Origin of the sequence: Flavobacterium aquaticum (assembly GCF_003259835.1) — a bacterium.
Lineage (GTDB): Bacteria > Bacteroidota > Bacteroidia > Flavobacteriales > Flavobacteriaceae > Flavobacterium > Flavobacterium aquaticum.
The window spans coordinates 72,661-86,961 of record NZ_QLMI01000002.1; the positions used below are offsets into that span (position 1 = coordinate 72,661).

The following is a 14,301-nucleotide window of genomic DNA, read 5'->3' on the forward strand; positions in this document are numbered from 1 at the left end:
GTACGAAGTAATAAAAACCCCGATTTGAAATTTCAAATCGGGGTTTTGTTTTTATTTTCTCCAATCAAAATTGGTAACATAAGTTAAACGAACTGTAGGATTACTTTCCTGAAATGTGTTCGTGTAATTCCAAATATTTTGATGAATATAACTCAATTGAATTTGATGATTTTTATCAAAATTATAACCAACTCCACCAATCAATCGATTTTGATTTAGAAACGTTTTTCCTGCATTCGAACCTAAATTCACAAAAACCTCATCGCCAAACAAAGCAAACAACTTTGTTGCGTCTTCTTTTTTTATCAAAGGATAATTGAATAATAACATATAACGCATTCGATTTCTATAATCGTAATGATCTATTTCTAAATCGCCATTCGATTGTGCTTTTGCTATTCCAACATATCGAAATTCATCTCGTAATCGATGTGTGATTTTTAATTGTCCACTAGTATGAACAAACGTTCCTTGAACCCAAAAATGATTTTCGGGAATACTAATTTTATTCATTGCCGGATTTCCGTAGGAATAGGTGTTATAATGACTAAATCCAACACTTCCCATAAACTTTTTAGTAAATTGATAATCTACTGATGGACGAATAAAATACTGTTGTTTTTCTGAAAATCCGTTGGCATATCGCATAGTGGCTTCAAATGAAAAGGAGAATTTTTCCGTAATCATATTCTTTCCAAAATAGTGCAACCAAATATCGTTGTTACTTTCTTTTACTTGTGCGAAACTAGTATTCACAGCAAGAAAGCTCGCTATTCCAACTAAGAATAGCAAGCGTATTTTTATATGTTTCATACTTATTGAACGATTAGATTTTTTCTAGATGCTTTAGGATGCGAAGATAAGGCTTTATGATTTTCTAAACCAATAATTGTAACCGTTCCACCGTCTTCATTAGCTTCATAATCGTGTTTGAAATGCTCTAAATTTTCCATTACAGAATGGTCAACCAACTTGGTTTTTTTCAAACAAATACGCACTTGATAGCCTGGTGGAATTTCTTCTAATTTTCTTTTGATACCCAAATAATTCGAAAAAATAGCGGCTTTACTAATTTCAACTTTGTATTCGTTATTTACAAAGGAAACAACTGTAGGCGCTTTAAAGAAAGAGGAAATTGGCGTGCCATTAACAACGTGAATAATCATTTTAACCAACATTCCTGCAGCAATTCCAAGTAATAAATCTTCAAATAAAGTTACCAAAACTGTCACCGTGAAAATAAATAATTGTTCTTTTCCAATGTGCAACATGTGAATGAATTCTTTTGGATGCGCTAATTTTATTCCCACACTAATTAACATGGCTGCAAGTGCTGCATTTGGAATCATCTCTAACAAAGGAGCTGCTAACAATACAAAAACTAAGATGAAAAATCCGTGAAAGAAGTTAGCCCAACGTGTTTTTGCACCATTATTTACATTAGATGATGAACGAGCTACTTCTGAAATCATTGGTAAACCACCTAAAATTGCAGCTAAAGTATTTCCTATTCCAACTGCAATTAAATCTTTATTTGTGTTGGATTTTCTTTTGAAAGGATCCAATAAATCGATGGCTTTTACAGTTAACAAAGATTCTAAGGTTCCCACCAAAGCAAACATAATCACATATTTTATAAATAATCCTGTTTGATTGATTCCTGAAAAATCGACATTCCAATTAATATTATCTACTAAATTTCCGATTTTCACTAAAGCATAAGGTGGTTCTGTGTGTGCAAAATCCATAAATAATTCACATGGAATAGCAAATAACAACACAACCAAAGGAGCCGGAATCATTTTAATCGATTTATTTTTGATGTAAGGCCAACCCAACATAATTGCCAAACTCACTACTCCAATAATCGAAGCTTTTGCATCTAAATTGATGATGAATTTCGGAATATTCAACAGTAATTCTATTGGTCCCATTCCTTTTGCTAAAGCGGGATTATCATTCAATAAAACCGGAATTTGTTTCGCAATAATGATAATTCCAATAGCCGCTAACATTCCGTGAATAGTAGAAAGTGGAAAAAAATCGGCTAATTTACCCAATTTTAAAACTCCGAAAAGAATTTGGATAATTCCGGCAACAACCATTGCTCCAAGCGCTAATTTCCAACCCAATTCGTTGTTTCCTTGACCAAATTCGGCAACTGCTCCTGCTACGATTACAATTAAACCCGCCGCTGGTCCTTTAATCGTTAAGCGAGAACCCATGAAAAATGAAACTACTAAACCTCCAATAATAGCTGTGATTAATCCCATAATTGGTGGAAAATCAGAAGCTTTTGCGATTCCTAAACTTAATGGCAATGCCAATAAAAACACGATGAAACCAGAAATAGCATCGGTTTTAAAATTTTCTTTTAAACCTGCTAAACCATCAGCAGGAATGTATTTTTTTATATTTGCATTCATATATTTTCTAATAAATTAAGATGATTTGTAAGGCAACTCATGATACGTTTTAACATGAGGTCCTAAGAAAAGACGAGCATAAATTCGGATTCCAGCAATACCCGAAACCACAAAACTTGATGCTACAAAAAAGGCTAAGAAAAGTTGATTACTATCGATATGACTAAAAATCAAATCTTCGCCGATGAAAGTTGTTGTAATTGGAAAACCCGTGATTCCTAATGTTGCTAACAAGAAAAAGAAAGCAAACTTAGGATGTTCGTAAACATGTCCTAAATACTGATTAATCAGAATTTTTCTTTCTAATTTTCGAAGTTGCAATAAAGCTATGTAACCAATGATTCCTGCAACAATAATTCCTGCTAAGTAATAAGCAATTTCACTTACACTAACTTTGTCATTAAACACTATGGCTAAGGCTATCCAAAAATGATTCATTACGATTAAAATCCATGCTAAAAACGGACTTCTTCGTTCTGAAAACGATTTGAATACGAATACCAATCCGATAAAGGCAAATAATTCAGGAAGAATATTCGTCAACTGATAAGGTAAATGCAACTTGAATTTATACGTGATGAATCCCATTAAATAAATTGGAATAAAGAAGAAATAAATTCTCTTGATATTCAAGAAATCTAGCGATTTACCTATGATTTTCAATGGTTTCCATAACACCATATTTAGGAAACCTTCCAAATTGAATTCTTTCAAAGCTAAAATGTAAAGCGTGTATTCGATTTTCTTTGGATAGGAATCTTCGATTGCTTTTTCTCTTGGTTTGAAATTGTAAAATTGGTCGCGAATTAAATAGCTCACTACCGAAGGAGAAACCAATAATTGATACGTTCTCAAGAAAGCATTTCCAGCAAAGTGAATTAATGCTAAAGTTTCAAAACCTAAAGCAATTTCAATAAATATTATTCCAATTTGAGAAATAGAACTATACGCAACTTGACTTTTAACCGAAGACTGCACTCTCGCCATAACTGATGCTGCTAAACTTGTTGTTAATCCCATTAATCCAATGGCAAATCGCATGGTGGTTTGATGTTCCCAAAATGGAAACGTTCTCAACATCAAGAAAACGCCTAAATGCACTGATAACGAACCATAGAAAATAGCACTCGAAGGCGTTGGTCCTTCCATAGCTCTTGGCAACCATGACGAAAACGGAATTTGAGCCGATTTTGCCGCAGCCGCACAAGCCAAACAAAGCGCAATAAATATTCCGATAATAGAATGATTTTGCAAATGTTCGTTAACCAATTCGTAATTATTCAACTTCATGAAGGTAATATTCTCATGAAATAAATGGTGACTAGCCCACATGGCTAATAATAATCCAACATCGCCAATTCTATAAATTGAAAATACTTTGAAAGCATTTTTAACAGGTAAATAACGTTCTCTATAAAAAGCGATTAAAAGGAATGAGGAAATTCCAATGATTTCCCAACCAATGAATAAGGTTTCAAAGTTTCCTGATAAAATAGCTAAGTTATATCCGAAAAAGAAAAACAAAACCGTATTAAAAAAACGTTTATATCCTTTTTCTCTATGTAAGTAATAGCGACTATAAGTAGTTATCATCGAAGTTAATAAGGCTCCAATGAATAAATAAACGGCAGAAATTTGGTCAAAATAGAAATCGATAAAAAACTCATAATGAGCTGTTTTTAATATCGATAATTCAACTAAATTCAAATCTTTTGCACCATCAATTATCCAAAAAATGATAAAAGCTACTAATCCTACTAATTGTAAAAAAACCGTTCCAAAAGCCGTCCATGATATGGCTTTTTCTTTAGATTCAGGCAAAAACAAACTAATGATAAAGCCTAAAAACGGTAACAGTATAAAATATTGCAATAACTCGTTCATGACTTAAATGGTATTAGTGATTATTCCTACCGGAAGATTCTCTTTTGTAGTTTCAACCAACTGCATTTCATCTTTAATGAAATTCACAGTTTGAATAGGTTGATAGGGAACAAACTTTTCGTCTTCAAAAACAAAAAGTTCTTTAGTTTCAGGTTGAACTGCCACTAATTTCACCCAATCATTTTTAAACCATTCGTAAGTAGCTGGATTTTTTGAAATCGCATATAGTACTTTCTCTGGAAAATGCTCTGCAATGACTAACAAACGAACTGGGTCATGAACTTCAATCATTTGACTTGGTAAACCTGGGCGTAAATCGCCATCGATTCCATTCGCAACTCCGATTAATCCCATTACGTTATGAGGTAATTTAGAGCCAGCTCCTAATTTTTGATTATCAACTCTTGAGAAATAGTATTCCAAATTAATTCCGCCACCCACTGGAGCAACTGCGCCTAAAATAATGGCTAAATAATCTCCTGTTGGATCAACTTCATAGTCATACGAATTCAAAAACGAACGTCGGTCTAAGAACAATTGCTTTGACAAACTTCTTCTTCCTACAATACACATCGCGTTCGTTGCATGATTTAGCTCAGGACGAGGCTCAAATAAAGATAATGAACGACGCTTTACTTTTTCATGTACTTTTTCTAAAGTATCTGTAGTATCAATCGTATCAAAACGTCTTGAACGTTCTTTTGCATTGTTATCTAAGGCTTTAGTAAACGTGATTACATTTTGTTGGTGTAATGCTTTATTATTTTCCGACAAAGTATCTTCATCATAAAAAGCAATTTCATCTCGAGTCGTATCATGTAAAGCTGGTAAAAATTGAGTTGCATTTGGAATATCAATTCCTCTTTCTTTCAAAATAGCTCTAACTTCTGGATGATTCGCAGCAAACGAAGCTACTTTTGCGTTTACCGAACTTGGTCGACCTGAACAAGCACCGCAATCATAACCTGCATAATGCGTATTGTTTATACTTGTAGCTCCGTGTCCAACCACATAAACTATCGGAGAAAAATTTGAAACTAATCCGATACTTTTCAGAAGACCTTCTACTCTATTGGTCATTTCTTCTACTGAAAAACCAATTTGTAAATCATTCTCTTTTAGATTGGCATCTTTGTTTTCGATAACCAATTTCGATTTTTTATGTAAATGTTTGAAAGAAGCCGTTGTAGCAGGTGACATCGATGGTTTAAAAATATTCAAAAACAATTTCAAAGCCGAGGAAAAACCTAACGTTTGACTAATGATCCAACCAAATAATAATGAATGAGATTGCTTATGATAATGCAAATCTTTAGCCTGTTTTTTCTTTCTATGTTCTTCTTTGATTAAGAATTTTGGTGTAACAGGTGCTGGACATAATTTGGTATAAAATTTTCCATTTACCGGTTGATAGAAAAACTCGAAGTTAAAGAAAGCGGCCGTTCCATAAGTAGAAACATTTTTATCGATGTGTTCAATATGTCTTCTGAACGAACATTCTCTGTCGTCCATACAAAACATCCCTTGAAAACTTGGTGTTTGCTCTATCTTTTCTTCTTTTACATTTTGAACATTTGATAGAACAGCATCGTAAAAATTCCATTCGAATGCCTGTTGCCAAAGCGATAAAACATCGAATAATTCACTATAACTTATTTTTTCAAAAAGTGAAAAATTGGTATTTTCAACTTTAAATCCTAATGGAGACCAAATATTGTTGAACTTGGTATCTAAAGTGTCAATCTCAAGAAGTAATTCAAATTTTATTAATTCCTCTAAAGTAATTTGCTTTGAATCTAACAAAGAACTTGGATTATTTTCGATAGTTGCAATCATGCCGCTCCAACCAGGATGTCCAAATTGTTGGTCAAATAAATATTGTTCGAATAATTCTTCTTTACCAACAATTAATTCTAATAATTGTGTGATGGAAGCGTCTTCTTGTAATAGTTTTTTGGCTCTATCGGAAGAAAAAATTCCTTTAAACGTATTTTTTTCTAACTCTTTTATTGAAACTAAAAAACCTTTGTCGTGAATAGGGAAATTCCAAATAGCAATTCCTTGATCTAAATAACTACACAATACGCGAAACAACAAACTATGTGTTGATTTTTCAAGATTTATTGCATAGTATTTTTTCCAATTAGAACGTAAACTTCCAATTCTTGGAGAAACCGATTCATCATAATTGGCTTTCAGTAATTTCTCTTTCCAAGTTTGAAGATTTTCAGCTCCTTTTGCTTTTGTAATAATAGCATCTAAAACAGTTTCATTGATTTCTTTATTAGCAAATCGTTGTCTAAAATCGGATATTGATAAATAGGTTTTATATCCAAAAATAGTAGAAGCCTCTAAAAGTGCCTCATGAAATTTTTTATTTTGAAAAGCGTGTAATGTATTGTGGTGCACAAAGTCTTTCAATGGATTTTGTGCTGGTAAATAATGGGTTAAGTGATGAAGAACTTCGTGTTCGTCAAAACCAACGGTATGTGTTTTCATTGATTAATGAAATAGATTAATACACAGTGAACATTCACAATCAAATTAATGACGTGAAAAAAATAAATGTGTATTAAGAAAGATGAAACTTCCAATTACAATACAAATCGTAAAGTGGAATAGTTTCTTTTGAAGAAAATAATTGGGCAGAATAAGAATTTGAACTTTCTTTAAACTTAGTGCTTTTAAAGTTTATAGATTTTGACGGAATAGAAAACCAATCCAACTCCACTTCAAATTCAGGTTCTGATTCAATTGTTATAAATTCTCCTTCTTCAACCTCAACAGTATGAAAATGAGAAAAATCAGCAGGTGTATATTTTTGTTGGAATTCAGACTGAGATACCAAAGTAACATCATCCGAGATATTGAATGAAACACCAATAGCCCACATGAAAAATGTGAGCATAAAAACTGGAAATAATTGTAGTAATCTTTTCAAATTGAATTCACTTGCTACCTAAAAGCAATACAAATGTATGTTATATTTCTATTCAATAAATTAAAATTGAATTAATTTTAAAAAAAAATCCGATTAGAGTTTCTAATCGGATTTTTTACTATTTCATTCGTTCATAATTACAACAACCATGAAGCTTTTCGTAAACCGCGTCATCCGCTTTTATTTTTCCTGTATCATGTCCTACAGCAGCGATAGCTTTAGCTACATCATCCGCTGAACATTTAGTTTCATCAATTACTAAATGAATGTCTTGACAATCCACATGCCATTCTGCATCTTTAACTCCTTTTACAGAATACGCTGCCTTTTCGATGCGCTTTTCGCACATACCACAATTTCCAGCTACTTTGATTACAACTTTTTTGTTTTTACTTTTCTTCTCTTGCGCTACCATTGTTAGTGAAAAAAGGCAGGCTAATACTAATAAAACTAATCTTTTCATTTTTCTATTATTTCAAATTAATTAATGATCGTGAGCTTCTCCTTCAATATGATTATGCTCTTCTATTTTATGATTCTCTTTTTTATCTTTAATTTTAAATCGCAATCCAGCATAATACATGGCACCAAAAGTGGGACCGTATATCATACTACTATCAAAATAAGTACCAAAAGGGTTTTCATTTTGAATAATTCCGTTTGTTTGTTTGTAATTTGTCATGTTCTCTCCTCCCACATACACTTCAAAAACACTTGAAAACGTTCTAGTAATTTGAGCATTTAATGTTCCGAAAGCGGGAGCATATTCATCCAAACGATATTGTACTGGATTTGATTGCGTATAAGGTAAACGTTGTTCGCCTAACCAATTATATGTTACATCAAACTTCCATTGTTGTCCTTTGTCTTTGATATGTGTTTCGTAGGCTAAATTTCCAAAAACTCTATGTTTTGCTTGCAATGCCTTTTCCAATTGTCCTCTTGTGAATTGCGTTTGAACATCGTAATATTTGTAAGCCGTTTTAAACGTCAAATGTGTCATCAAATCAATAGAAAATTCCGCTTGAAATGAATTCGCAAAACTGTTTCCGTTTAAGTTATAAAACAATACTTCTTGTGGTGAATGATCCACATCAACAACAGCTTGATTTTGGAAATCTGTTCTGTAGTAATCTAAAATTACCTCAGCATCTTTTCCTGCCAATTTGAATTTTTGGATAAAACTTAAACCGTAATTCCATGCGATTTCTGGGTTTAATCCGTATAATTTTCCATCCGTATTCAAGATTGAGAAATTTCTGTTAGATGCGAATAACTGTTGGTTTTCAGCAAAAATATTAGCAGCACGTTTTCCTCTTCCAGCTGAAGCTCTAATTACAGCTTCTTTCCAAGGATTGTAACGAATATGTAATCTTGGCGTGATAAAAGTTCCTAAACGATTATGATTATCTACACGTGCTCCAGCCACTAAACTGAAATTATCGGTATTGTCATACGTGTATTCAAAAAAAGCACCAACTGAGTTATCAATTCTTGAAAAATCACGACTAAAATTCACTGCTACGAATTCATTATAATCGTCGTAAGTAAAATTCAAACCAGTTGTGAATTTATTTTTGGTATTGTTAATAATCGAATTGAATAATAAATTCGAGTAAAAACTTTTTTGATGAATGTCATACTGACTCAAACCAAAATACGAATCTTGTTTGTGCGATTGAAACGAATTCTGAAATCCAAAACTTTGATACGGCATATCTGGAAAAACGTAACCTGTCTTGTTTGAAATCTCAATTTTCTCGGTGTTGATTTCGCTTCCCCAAGCGTTCATTGTTAATCTATCTGTATCGGGATTAAAGTCCATTTCTCCCGCTTGCTTTTCATCGTTCATGTAGCGAACATTTAAAAAACTCACCAATCCTTTTTCAGCGTCAGCATACTGCCAACGATTTAAAATATTGACTTGTTTTCCAATTGGACCATCTAAAAATCCGTCGTTGTTCATATCATTTTTTCCCACACGAGTATTTCCGTGCAAAAACAAAGTAGAACTCAATTTATCAGTAAATTTATTATTAAAATGCGTGTTGATTTCATAACGTTCATCTTGAGAAGCATAAGCATTTAAGAAAAACGGTATATCATTAGCTGGTTTTAAAACTTCATAATTGATTTGCCCTGAAATACTTTCATAACCGTTAATTACACTTCCTGCACCTTTGGTAATTTGGATACTTTCCACCCAAGTTCCAGGCACAAAAGATAAACCATAAGCTTGTGAAGCACCACGAACCGAAGGAATATTCTCTTCCGCAATTAAAATATACGGGCTTGTTAATCCCAACATTTTAATTTGACGATTTCCAGTAACGGCATCCGAAAAATTCACATCGATGGATGGATTCGTGCTAAAACTTTCCGACAAATTACAACAAGCCGCTTTAAGCAACTCTTTTTGTCCCATTACTTGAATGTTTTGGACTTTATATAAAGAATGCTCGGTTCCTTTTTTTGTTTTAGAAACTACGACTTCTTTTAATGTATTTACTTCTTTTAAAACTACTGAAATTGTATTTGAAGTAACTTCGATTTTCTTAGTTTCAAATCCAATGTAACTCACTACTAAAAAAATAGTTTCGGGAGATTTTTTTATGGAGAAATTCCCATTTTCATCTGTTGTGGTTCCAATAGCGGTATTGAACCAAAACACATTAGCTCCTAATAAAGGTTGATTATTTTCGTCTTTTACTGTTCCTTTTATAGTTTCTTGTGAATAAATAAATTGAGAAACAAAGAATAGCAAAAAAGCTATATTTTTAAACATAATAAGGTTATTTATTGTTATTAATTCTTTGATTTACAGAATAAAAAACAATAAACTTATGCGTAAAAAACCAATTGACAATAGAGTTTGTAGAGTGGTGGCGCGTGAGAATCGCAATAAAAAGTCACTTCATTTGAAACGAATTTTTCTGATTCAAATGCAACGAAATTTGGTTTCCAATTAGCTGTAAAAACAGTTGGTTCTAAATCTAATTGAAAGGTTTTAACCAATATATCATCGGTCTTTTTTTCAACTTTGATTAATTTGTTGGAACAACAAGAATCATGTGAATCTGCTGTTGCGCAACAAGATTTTACATCCTCAACACAAGGTTCCTCTTCTTGATATTGAAAGGAAACCGATGCAATTTCATCTTTACAATAATGCACAGCAAAACTCAACCCTAAATTGGCAAGCAATACTAAGGAAGCTAAAACGATACTTATGTGTTTTCTGAAATTCATCGGAACAAAAGTAGGAAATTGAATTTTAATTTGCGTTAATTTTGTTCTAAATTTCAATGACTTGACCTAAAAATGGCACTTGAGCGTCAAAACCATATTGTTCTTGTATTTTTAAACGCAATTCATCGGCTGCTTCATTTTCACCGTGAACTAGGAATACTTTTTTAGGTTTAGTTTCCAATTCGGATAACCAATTCAGTAAATCTTTTTGGTCGCCATGAGCGGATAAACTTTCGATTAAAAGAATATTTGCTACAACGGGATAATAATTTCCATAGATTTTAATTTCTTGAGCTCCTTCTAATAATTTTCTACCACGGGTTCCTTCTGCTTGATAACCAACTAAAGTTACAGTGGTTTCAGGTTTATCAATTAATCGCTCTAAATACGACAGAACTCTTCCTCCTGTAATCATTCCGCTTGCTGCGATGACTACTTTTGGTTTTTTATCATAAACGGCATTCATGCTATCTTTGTAATCGGAAATTAGAGTGAAAACTTTGCACATTTCATCGCAATCTTCAATGGAAAGTTTATGCCAAGCATGATTATCTTGAAAAACATCTAAAACGCTAATTCCCATTGGTGTATCGATGATATAAGGCATACTTGGAATACGTTCTTCTTTTTTCAATTGCCAAATCAAGTACATCATCGTTTGTACTCGTTCCACTGCAAAACTTGGAATTACAACGGTTCCGCCTTTGTTGAACGTATTGTTGATGATGGTTTCCAATTCAAACAAAGCATCTGTTTGTGGATGAAGACGATTTCCATAGGTACTTTCTAAAAAAACATAATCAGCTTTCTTCGGTTTTTGAGGTGGAAACATTAGTACGTCATCGTCTTGACCAATATCTCCAGAAAAAACCAAAACTTTTCCATCAATCGTTAATTCAATCGAGCAAGCGCCTAAAATATGACTTGCATAAAAGAATTTGAATGAAACATCATCATCCAATTTCACGTCCAAATCTTTATCAACCACTCGAAACTTCGGAATTACAGCATCGACTTCGGATTCTGTGTATAAAGGTTCGGCTGGATCGTGTTTTGAAAAGTGTTCTTCATTGGCTTTTTTAGCTTCTTCTTCCTGAATTTTCGCACTATCGTATAAAATCAATCGCGAAATTTCTTTCGTTGGTCGGGTGCAGAAAATTTTTCCGTTAAACCCTTCATTTACCAATTTGGGCAACCAACCACAATGATCTAAATGTCCGTGTGTAAGAATTACAAAATCAATCGTTTCAGGTAAAATGGAAAGTGGCTCCCGATTTAATTCGCGCAACGATTTGATACCTTGGAACATTCCGCAATCAATTAAAATTCGAAGATTATTGTGTTCGATTAACGTTTTGGAACCTGTTACAGTTCCGGCACCGCCTAAAAAATGAATTTTCATGATTTTGCTTTTAATTGGTTAATTGATTGGCTTCTTTCAGTACGTTTTTAATTCGATTATGACTTAACTCAATGGTTTTCAAATAATCAGAATACAGAATTAAATCTTTTATAGTGATACAATCTAAAATAAGTAATTGGTCTTTTTCTGCCTTCGTTAAAGTCGTCAAACAAGTTATAGGATAGACTCGATAACGATCAACCAATTCTTTGATGCCATTTTTTTGCGGATAATCCCAACTCAACATACTCAAACCCGAACATTCTCCAAACTGAATGGCATCTGTAGTAAACTTGTTATTGGTTACAATGATACATTTTGAAATATTTCGCTTCGCCGAAAACAAATCGTACTTTTTATCTTTCAAATCATTAAATCGAGAGAGGATATACATTGGAACTTTTACATCACTTTTTGCATCTTGACCAGAGTGAAATTTACATTCAATCATGGAAACCACATCGTTTTTGAGAAGCAAAATATCAATCTCGTGTGAAATACATTTACCAGTAAGCGTAACACTAACTTTTGTTTTATAATTCTGTTCTTGCATTACTTTTGCCATGAACTTTTCAAAGAAAAATCCGGCTGGACCAAGACCTAACAAAGCGGTTCTCAGATTGTAGCGAGCAGCATGAACATTGGAAATGTTTTTCAGTAATTGATAAGCACGCTTGTAGATTTTTTTTGAAGAAATGCCTTCATACATTTCGCTTTCAATTTCTTTAACGATGGTTTCAGCCATAGCTTTGTCAGCTCCTGATTTTCGAAGCGAATTGATTAATTTTTGTTCGTCGTAATGAACTAGCTCACCGGAATATTTAGTAACTTTCATTTCGCTATAAATAACACCTAAAGGTACGAAAATTTAGCGAGAAATTTGCTGATAATAAAAAGCTGGGATAAAAAGCACTAAAAAAAGTGGTTGAATTAAAAATCGTCGGATGTAGAATAAAATCAAATAATCAGGTTCTTCTGAAAAATGAAGCAATCCAAAGAAAACGATAACCAAAACCACAAACAAGACAAGAAAAAGATAACCTGAAAAAATCATTAAATTCCTTTCATTAAAAAGCAATAGAATGATAATTAGTGAGAAAAATGTGTTTACCGCATATCGTAAAAACAGATTTCCAAAAAGCAAATAACAATTCAAATCGGGTAATGGTTTATTTTGATAATCTGTCTTAAAAAAGGACAGAAAAGGATCGTAAAACAAATTATCTTCGAAGGCTCTGACTAAAATTAACCCTAACAAAGCCAATCCTATGAAGAAAAGTCTTTTCTTATTTTGTAGTAGTTCTTTTAACATAGCCCGAAAATTTGGTTACCCATAAAATCCACAAAATAAAAACGACTCCATAAATGAAAAGCGGAAAAATTGTTCCGTGCAAAAGCTCTTCGTATTTTGGATAATAATAAAGTGCAAAAGACAATAATGCAATTCGAATCACATTTAAAACGTGAATCAAAACAACTCCAAAAACAATAAAAAGCAATGTTTTTTTCCATTGAGTTGAAAATGCGAACACAAAAGCAGCAAATAAAATCATTACACTAACGGCATTACATCCTTCAATTACTCTTGCTACATATTTTTCTTTGAATAAAATTTTCAAAGATGGTTCTTCAGAATGTTTTATGGATTGAGCAGCATCGGTAAATAGTAACATAAATTGCTTTGTTTGATGTGCAACAACTTCTGTAAAGCAATCTACTTCATTTTTTTCTACATCATATTGCTCCAAATACATTTTGTATACAAATGCAAAAACCACATAAAAAAGTAAAAACTTAATTAAAAAGGTAAAAAAAGGTTTGTATTGACTTATCGTATTTTCCAAAATATAGATTTTTAACAAAAATATAGATTTTTTAATACGAAGGAATAAATACTTTTGCAAAAAAAATACAATTATGACATTTGAAGAATTAAAACCGATTGTTTCGAGCATTATTGAAAAAGAAAATGCTACTCGCGATGAAAAGCTTAAAGAAATTTGCCAATTACTAAGTGATAACGTAAGTTATTATGATTGGGTAGGATTTTATTTTGCTAATCACGAAGCTAGAACTTTGCATTTAGGTCCGTATGTAGGAGCTGAAACTGACCATACCGTAATTCCGTTTGGAAAAGGAATTTGCGGACAAGTAGCCGAATCGAATACTAATTTTGTAGTTCCTGATGTGAAAGCGCAAGACAATTACATTGCTTGTAGTTTTACAGTAAAATCTGAGATTGTAGTTCCATTATTCGTTAACGGAATTAATATTGGACAAATCGACATCGATTCTCACATTATAGACCCTTTTACAGAAGAAGACGAACGCTTTTTAGAATTTGTAAATGAGCAAGTTTCAAAATTATTTTAAGTTATAAATAAAGTTTGCCTCTTTTT

Annotated in this window: 13 protein-coding genes; 1 reads left to right on the forward strand and 12 read right to left on the reverse strand. The window is 32.6% G+C overall.

The features are described 5' to 3' along the window. Positions 1-51 precede the first annotated feature (51 nt). The 12 genes from B0I03_RS03120 to xrtF form a co-directional block, all read right to left on the reverse strand. Entirely contained in the window at positions 52-756 is a 705-nt protein-coding gene (locus tag B0I03_RS03120) for a DUF2490 domain-containing protein (RefSeq protein ID WP_245902931.1), read from the reverse strand. Between the two features lie 59 nt (positions 757-815). Then, positions 816-2,426: a SulP family inorganic anion transporter gene (locus tag B0I03_RS03125; RefSeq protein ID WP_111566017.1), complete on the reverse strand. Its 1,611-nt coding sequence runs from the start codon at positions 2,424-2,426 to the stop codon at positions 816-818. Between the two features lie 15 nt (positions 2,427-2,441). Then, the gene (locus B0I03_RS03130) at positions 2,442-4,310 is read right to left on the reverse strand and encodes a proton-conducting transporter transmembrane domain-containing protein (protein ID WP_181452334.1); all 1,869 of its coding nucleotides are present in this window, start codon (positions 4,308-4,310) and stop codon (positions 2,442-2,444) included. 3 nt (positions 4,311-4,313) lie between these two features. Beyond that, entirely contained in the window at positions 4,314-6,809 is a 2,496-nt protein-coding gene (locus B0I03_RS03135; protein ID WP_111566019.1) for a YbcC family protein, read from the reverse strand. Positions 6,810-6,882: 73 nt separating this feature from the next. After that, the gene (locus B0I03_RS03140) at positions 6,883-7,251 is read right to left on the reverse strand and encodes a hypothetical protein (RefSeq protein ID WP_220084598.1); all 369 of its coding nucleotides are present in this window, start codon (positions 7,249-7,251) and stop codon (positions 6,883-6,885) included. 118 nt (positions 7,252-7,369) lie between these two features. Continuing rightward, positions 7,370-7,714 (reverse strand): heavy-metal-associated domain-containing protein, encoded by a 345-nt coding sequence (locus B0I03_RS03145; protein ID WP_111566021.1) that lies wholly within the window; start codon positions 7,712-7,714, stop codon positions 7,370-7,372. Between the two features lie 21 nt (positions 7,715-7,735). Continuing rightward, on the reverse strand, positions 7,736-10,036 hold the full coding sequence (locus tag B0I03_RS03150) for a TonB-dependent receptor (protein WP_111566022.1): 2,301 nt from the start codon (positions 10,034-10,036) through the stop codon (positions 7,736-7,738). Between the two features lie 56 nt (positions 10,037-10,092). Beyond that, positions 10,093-10,500 carry an HYC_CC_PP family protein gene (locus B0I03_RS03155; protein WP_146603250.1) on the reverse strand — a complete coding sequence of 136 codons (408 nt, stop codon included), beginning with the start codon at positions 10,498-10,500 and terminating at the stop codon, positions 10,093-10,095. A gap of 46 nt (positions 10,501-10,546) precedes the next feature. Then, on the reverse strand, positions 10,547-11,902 hold the full coding sequence (locus B0I03_RS03160) for an MBL fold metallo-hydrolase (RefSeq protein WP_181452335.1): 1,356 nt from the start codon (positions 11,900-11,902) through the stop codon (positions 10,547-10,549). Between the two features lie 10 nt (positions 11,903-11,912). After that, positions 11,913-12,737: a restriction endonuclease gene (locus B0I03_RS03165; protein WP_111566025.1), complete on the reverse strand. Its 825-nt coding sequence runs from the start codon at positions 12,735-12,737 to the stop codon at positions 11,913-11,915. A 33-nt stretch (positions 12,738-12,770) separates the two neighbouring features. Further along, on the reverse strand, positions 12,771-13,214 hold the full coding sequence (locus B0I03_RS03170) for an exosortase F system-associated membrane protein (RefSeq protein WP_111566026.1): 444 nt from the start codon (positions 13,212-13,214) through the stop codon (positions 12,771-12,773). Continuing rightward, positions 13,189-13,746: an exosortase family protein XrtF gene (gene xrtF / locus B0I03_RS03175; RefSeq protein WP_245902934.1), complete on the reverse strand. Its 558-nt coding sequence runs from the start codon at positions 13,744-13,746 to the stop codon at positions 13,189-13,191. Before xrtF ends, B0I03_RS03170 begins: the two co-directional genes overlap by 26 nt. Before the next feature lie 73 nt (positions 13,747-13,819). Between xrtF and B0I03_RS03180 the strand changes: the two genes are divergently transcribed. Then, the gene (locus B0I03_RS03180) at positions 13,820-14,275 is read left to right on the forward strand and encodes a GAF domain-containing protein (protein ID WP_111566027.1); all 456 of its coding nucleotides are present in this window, start codon (positions 13,820-13,822) and stop codon (positions 14,273-14,275) included. Positions 14,276-14,301: the final 26 nt, after the last annotated feature.

Excerpts from the sequence above, each read along its gene's own strand:
- B0I03_RS03170 (WP_111566026.1), bottom strand. The coding sequence starts at position 13,214 with ATGTTAAAAGAACTACTACAAAATAAGAAAAGACTTTTCTTCATAGGA.
- B0I03_RS03160 (WP_181452335.1), bottom strand. The coding sequence starts at position 11,902 with ATGAAAATTCATTTTTTAGGCGGTGCCGGAACTGTAACAGGTTCCAAA.
- B0I03_RS03155 (WP_146603250.1), bottom strand. The coding sequence starts at position 10,500 with ATGAATTTCAGAAAACACATAAGTATCGTTTTAGCTTCCTTAGTATTG.
- B0I03_RS03145 (WP_111566021.1), bottom strand. The coding sequence starts at position 7,714 with ATGAAAAGATTAGTTTTATTAGTATTAGCCTGCCTTTTTTCACTAACA.
- B0I03_RS03165 (WP_111566025.1), bottom strand. The coding sequence starts at position 12,737 with ATGAAAGTTACTAAATATTCCGGTGAGCTAGTTCATTACGACGAACAA.
- B0I03_RS03135 (WP_111566019.1), bottom strand. The coding sequence starts at position 6,809 with ATGAAAACACATACCGTTGGTTTTGACGAACACGAAGTTCTTCATCAC.
- B0I03_RS03130 (WP_181452334.1), bottom strand. The coding sequence starts at position 4,310 with ATGAACGAGTTATTGCAATATTTTATACTGTTACCGTTTTTAGGCTTT.
- B0I03_RS03180 (WP_111566027.1), top strand. The coding sequence starts at position 13,820 with ATGACATTTGAAGAATTAAAACCGATTGTTTCGAGCATTATTGAAAAA.
- B0I03_RS03125 (WP_111566017.1), bottom strand. The coding sequence starts at position 2,426 with ATGAATGCAAATATAAAAAAATACATTCCTGCTGATGGTTTAGCAGGT.
- B0I03_RS03150 (WP_111566022.1), bottom strand. The coding sequence starts at position 10,036 with ATGTTTAAAAATATAGCTTTTTTGCTATTCTTTGTTTCTCAATTTATT.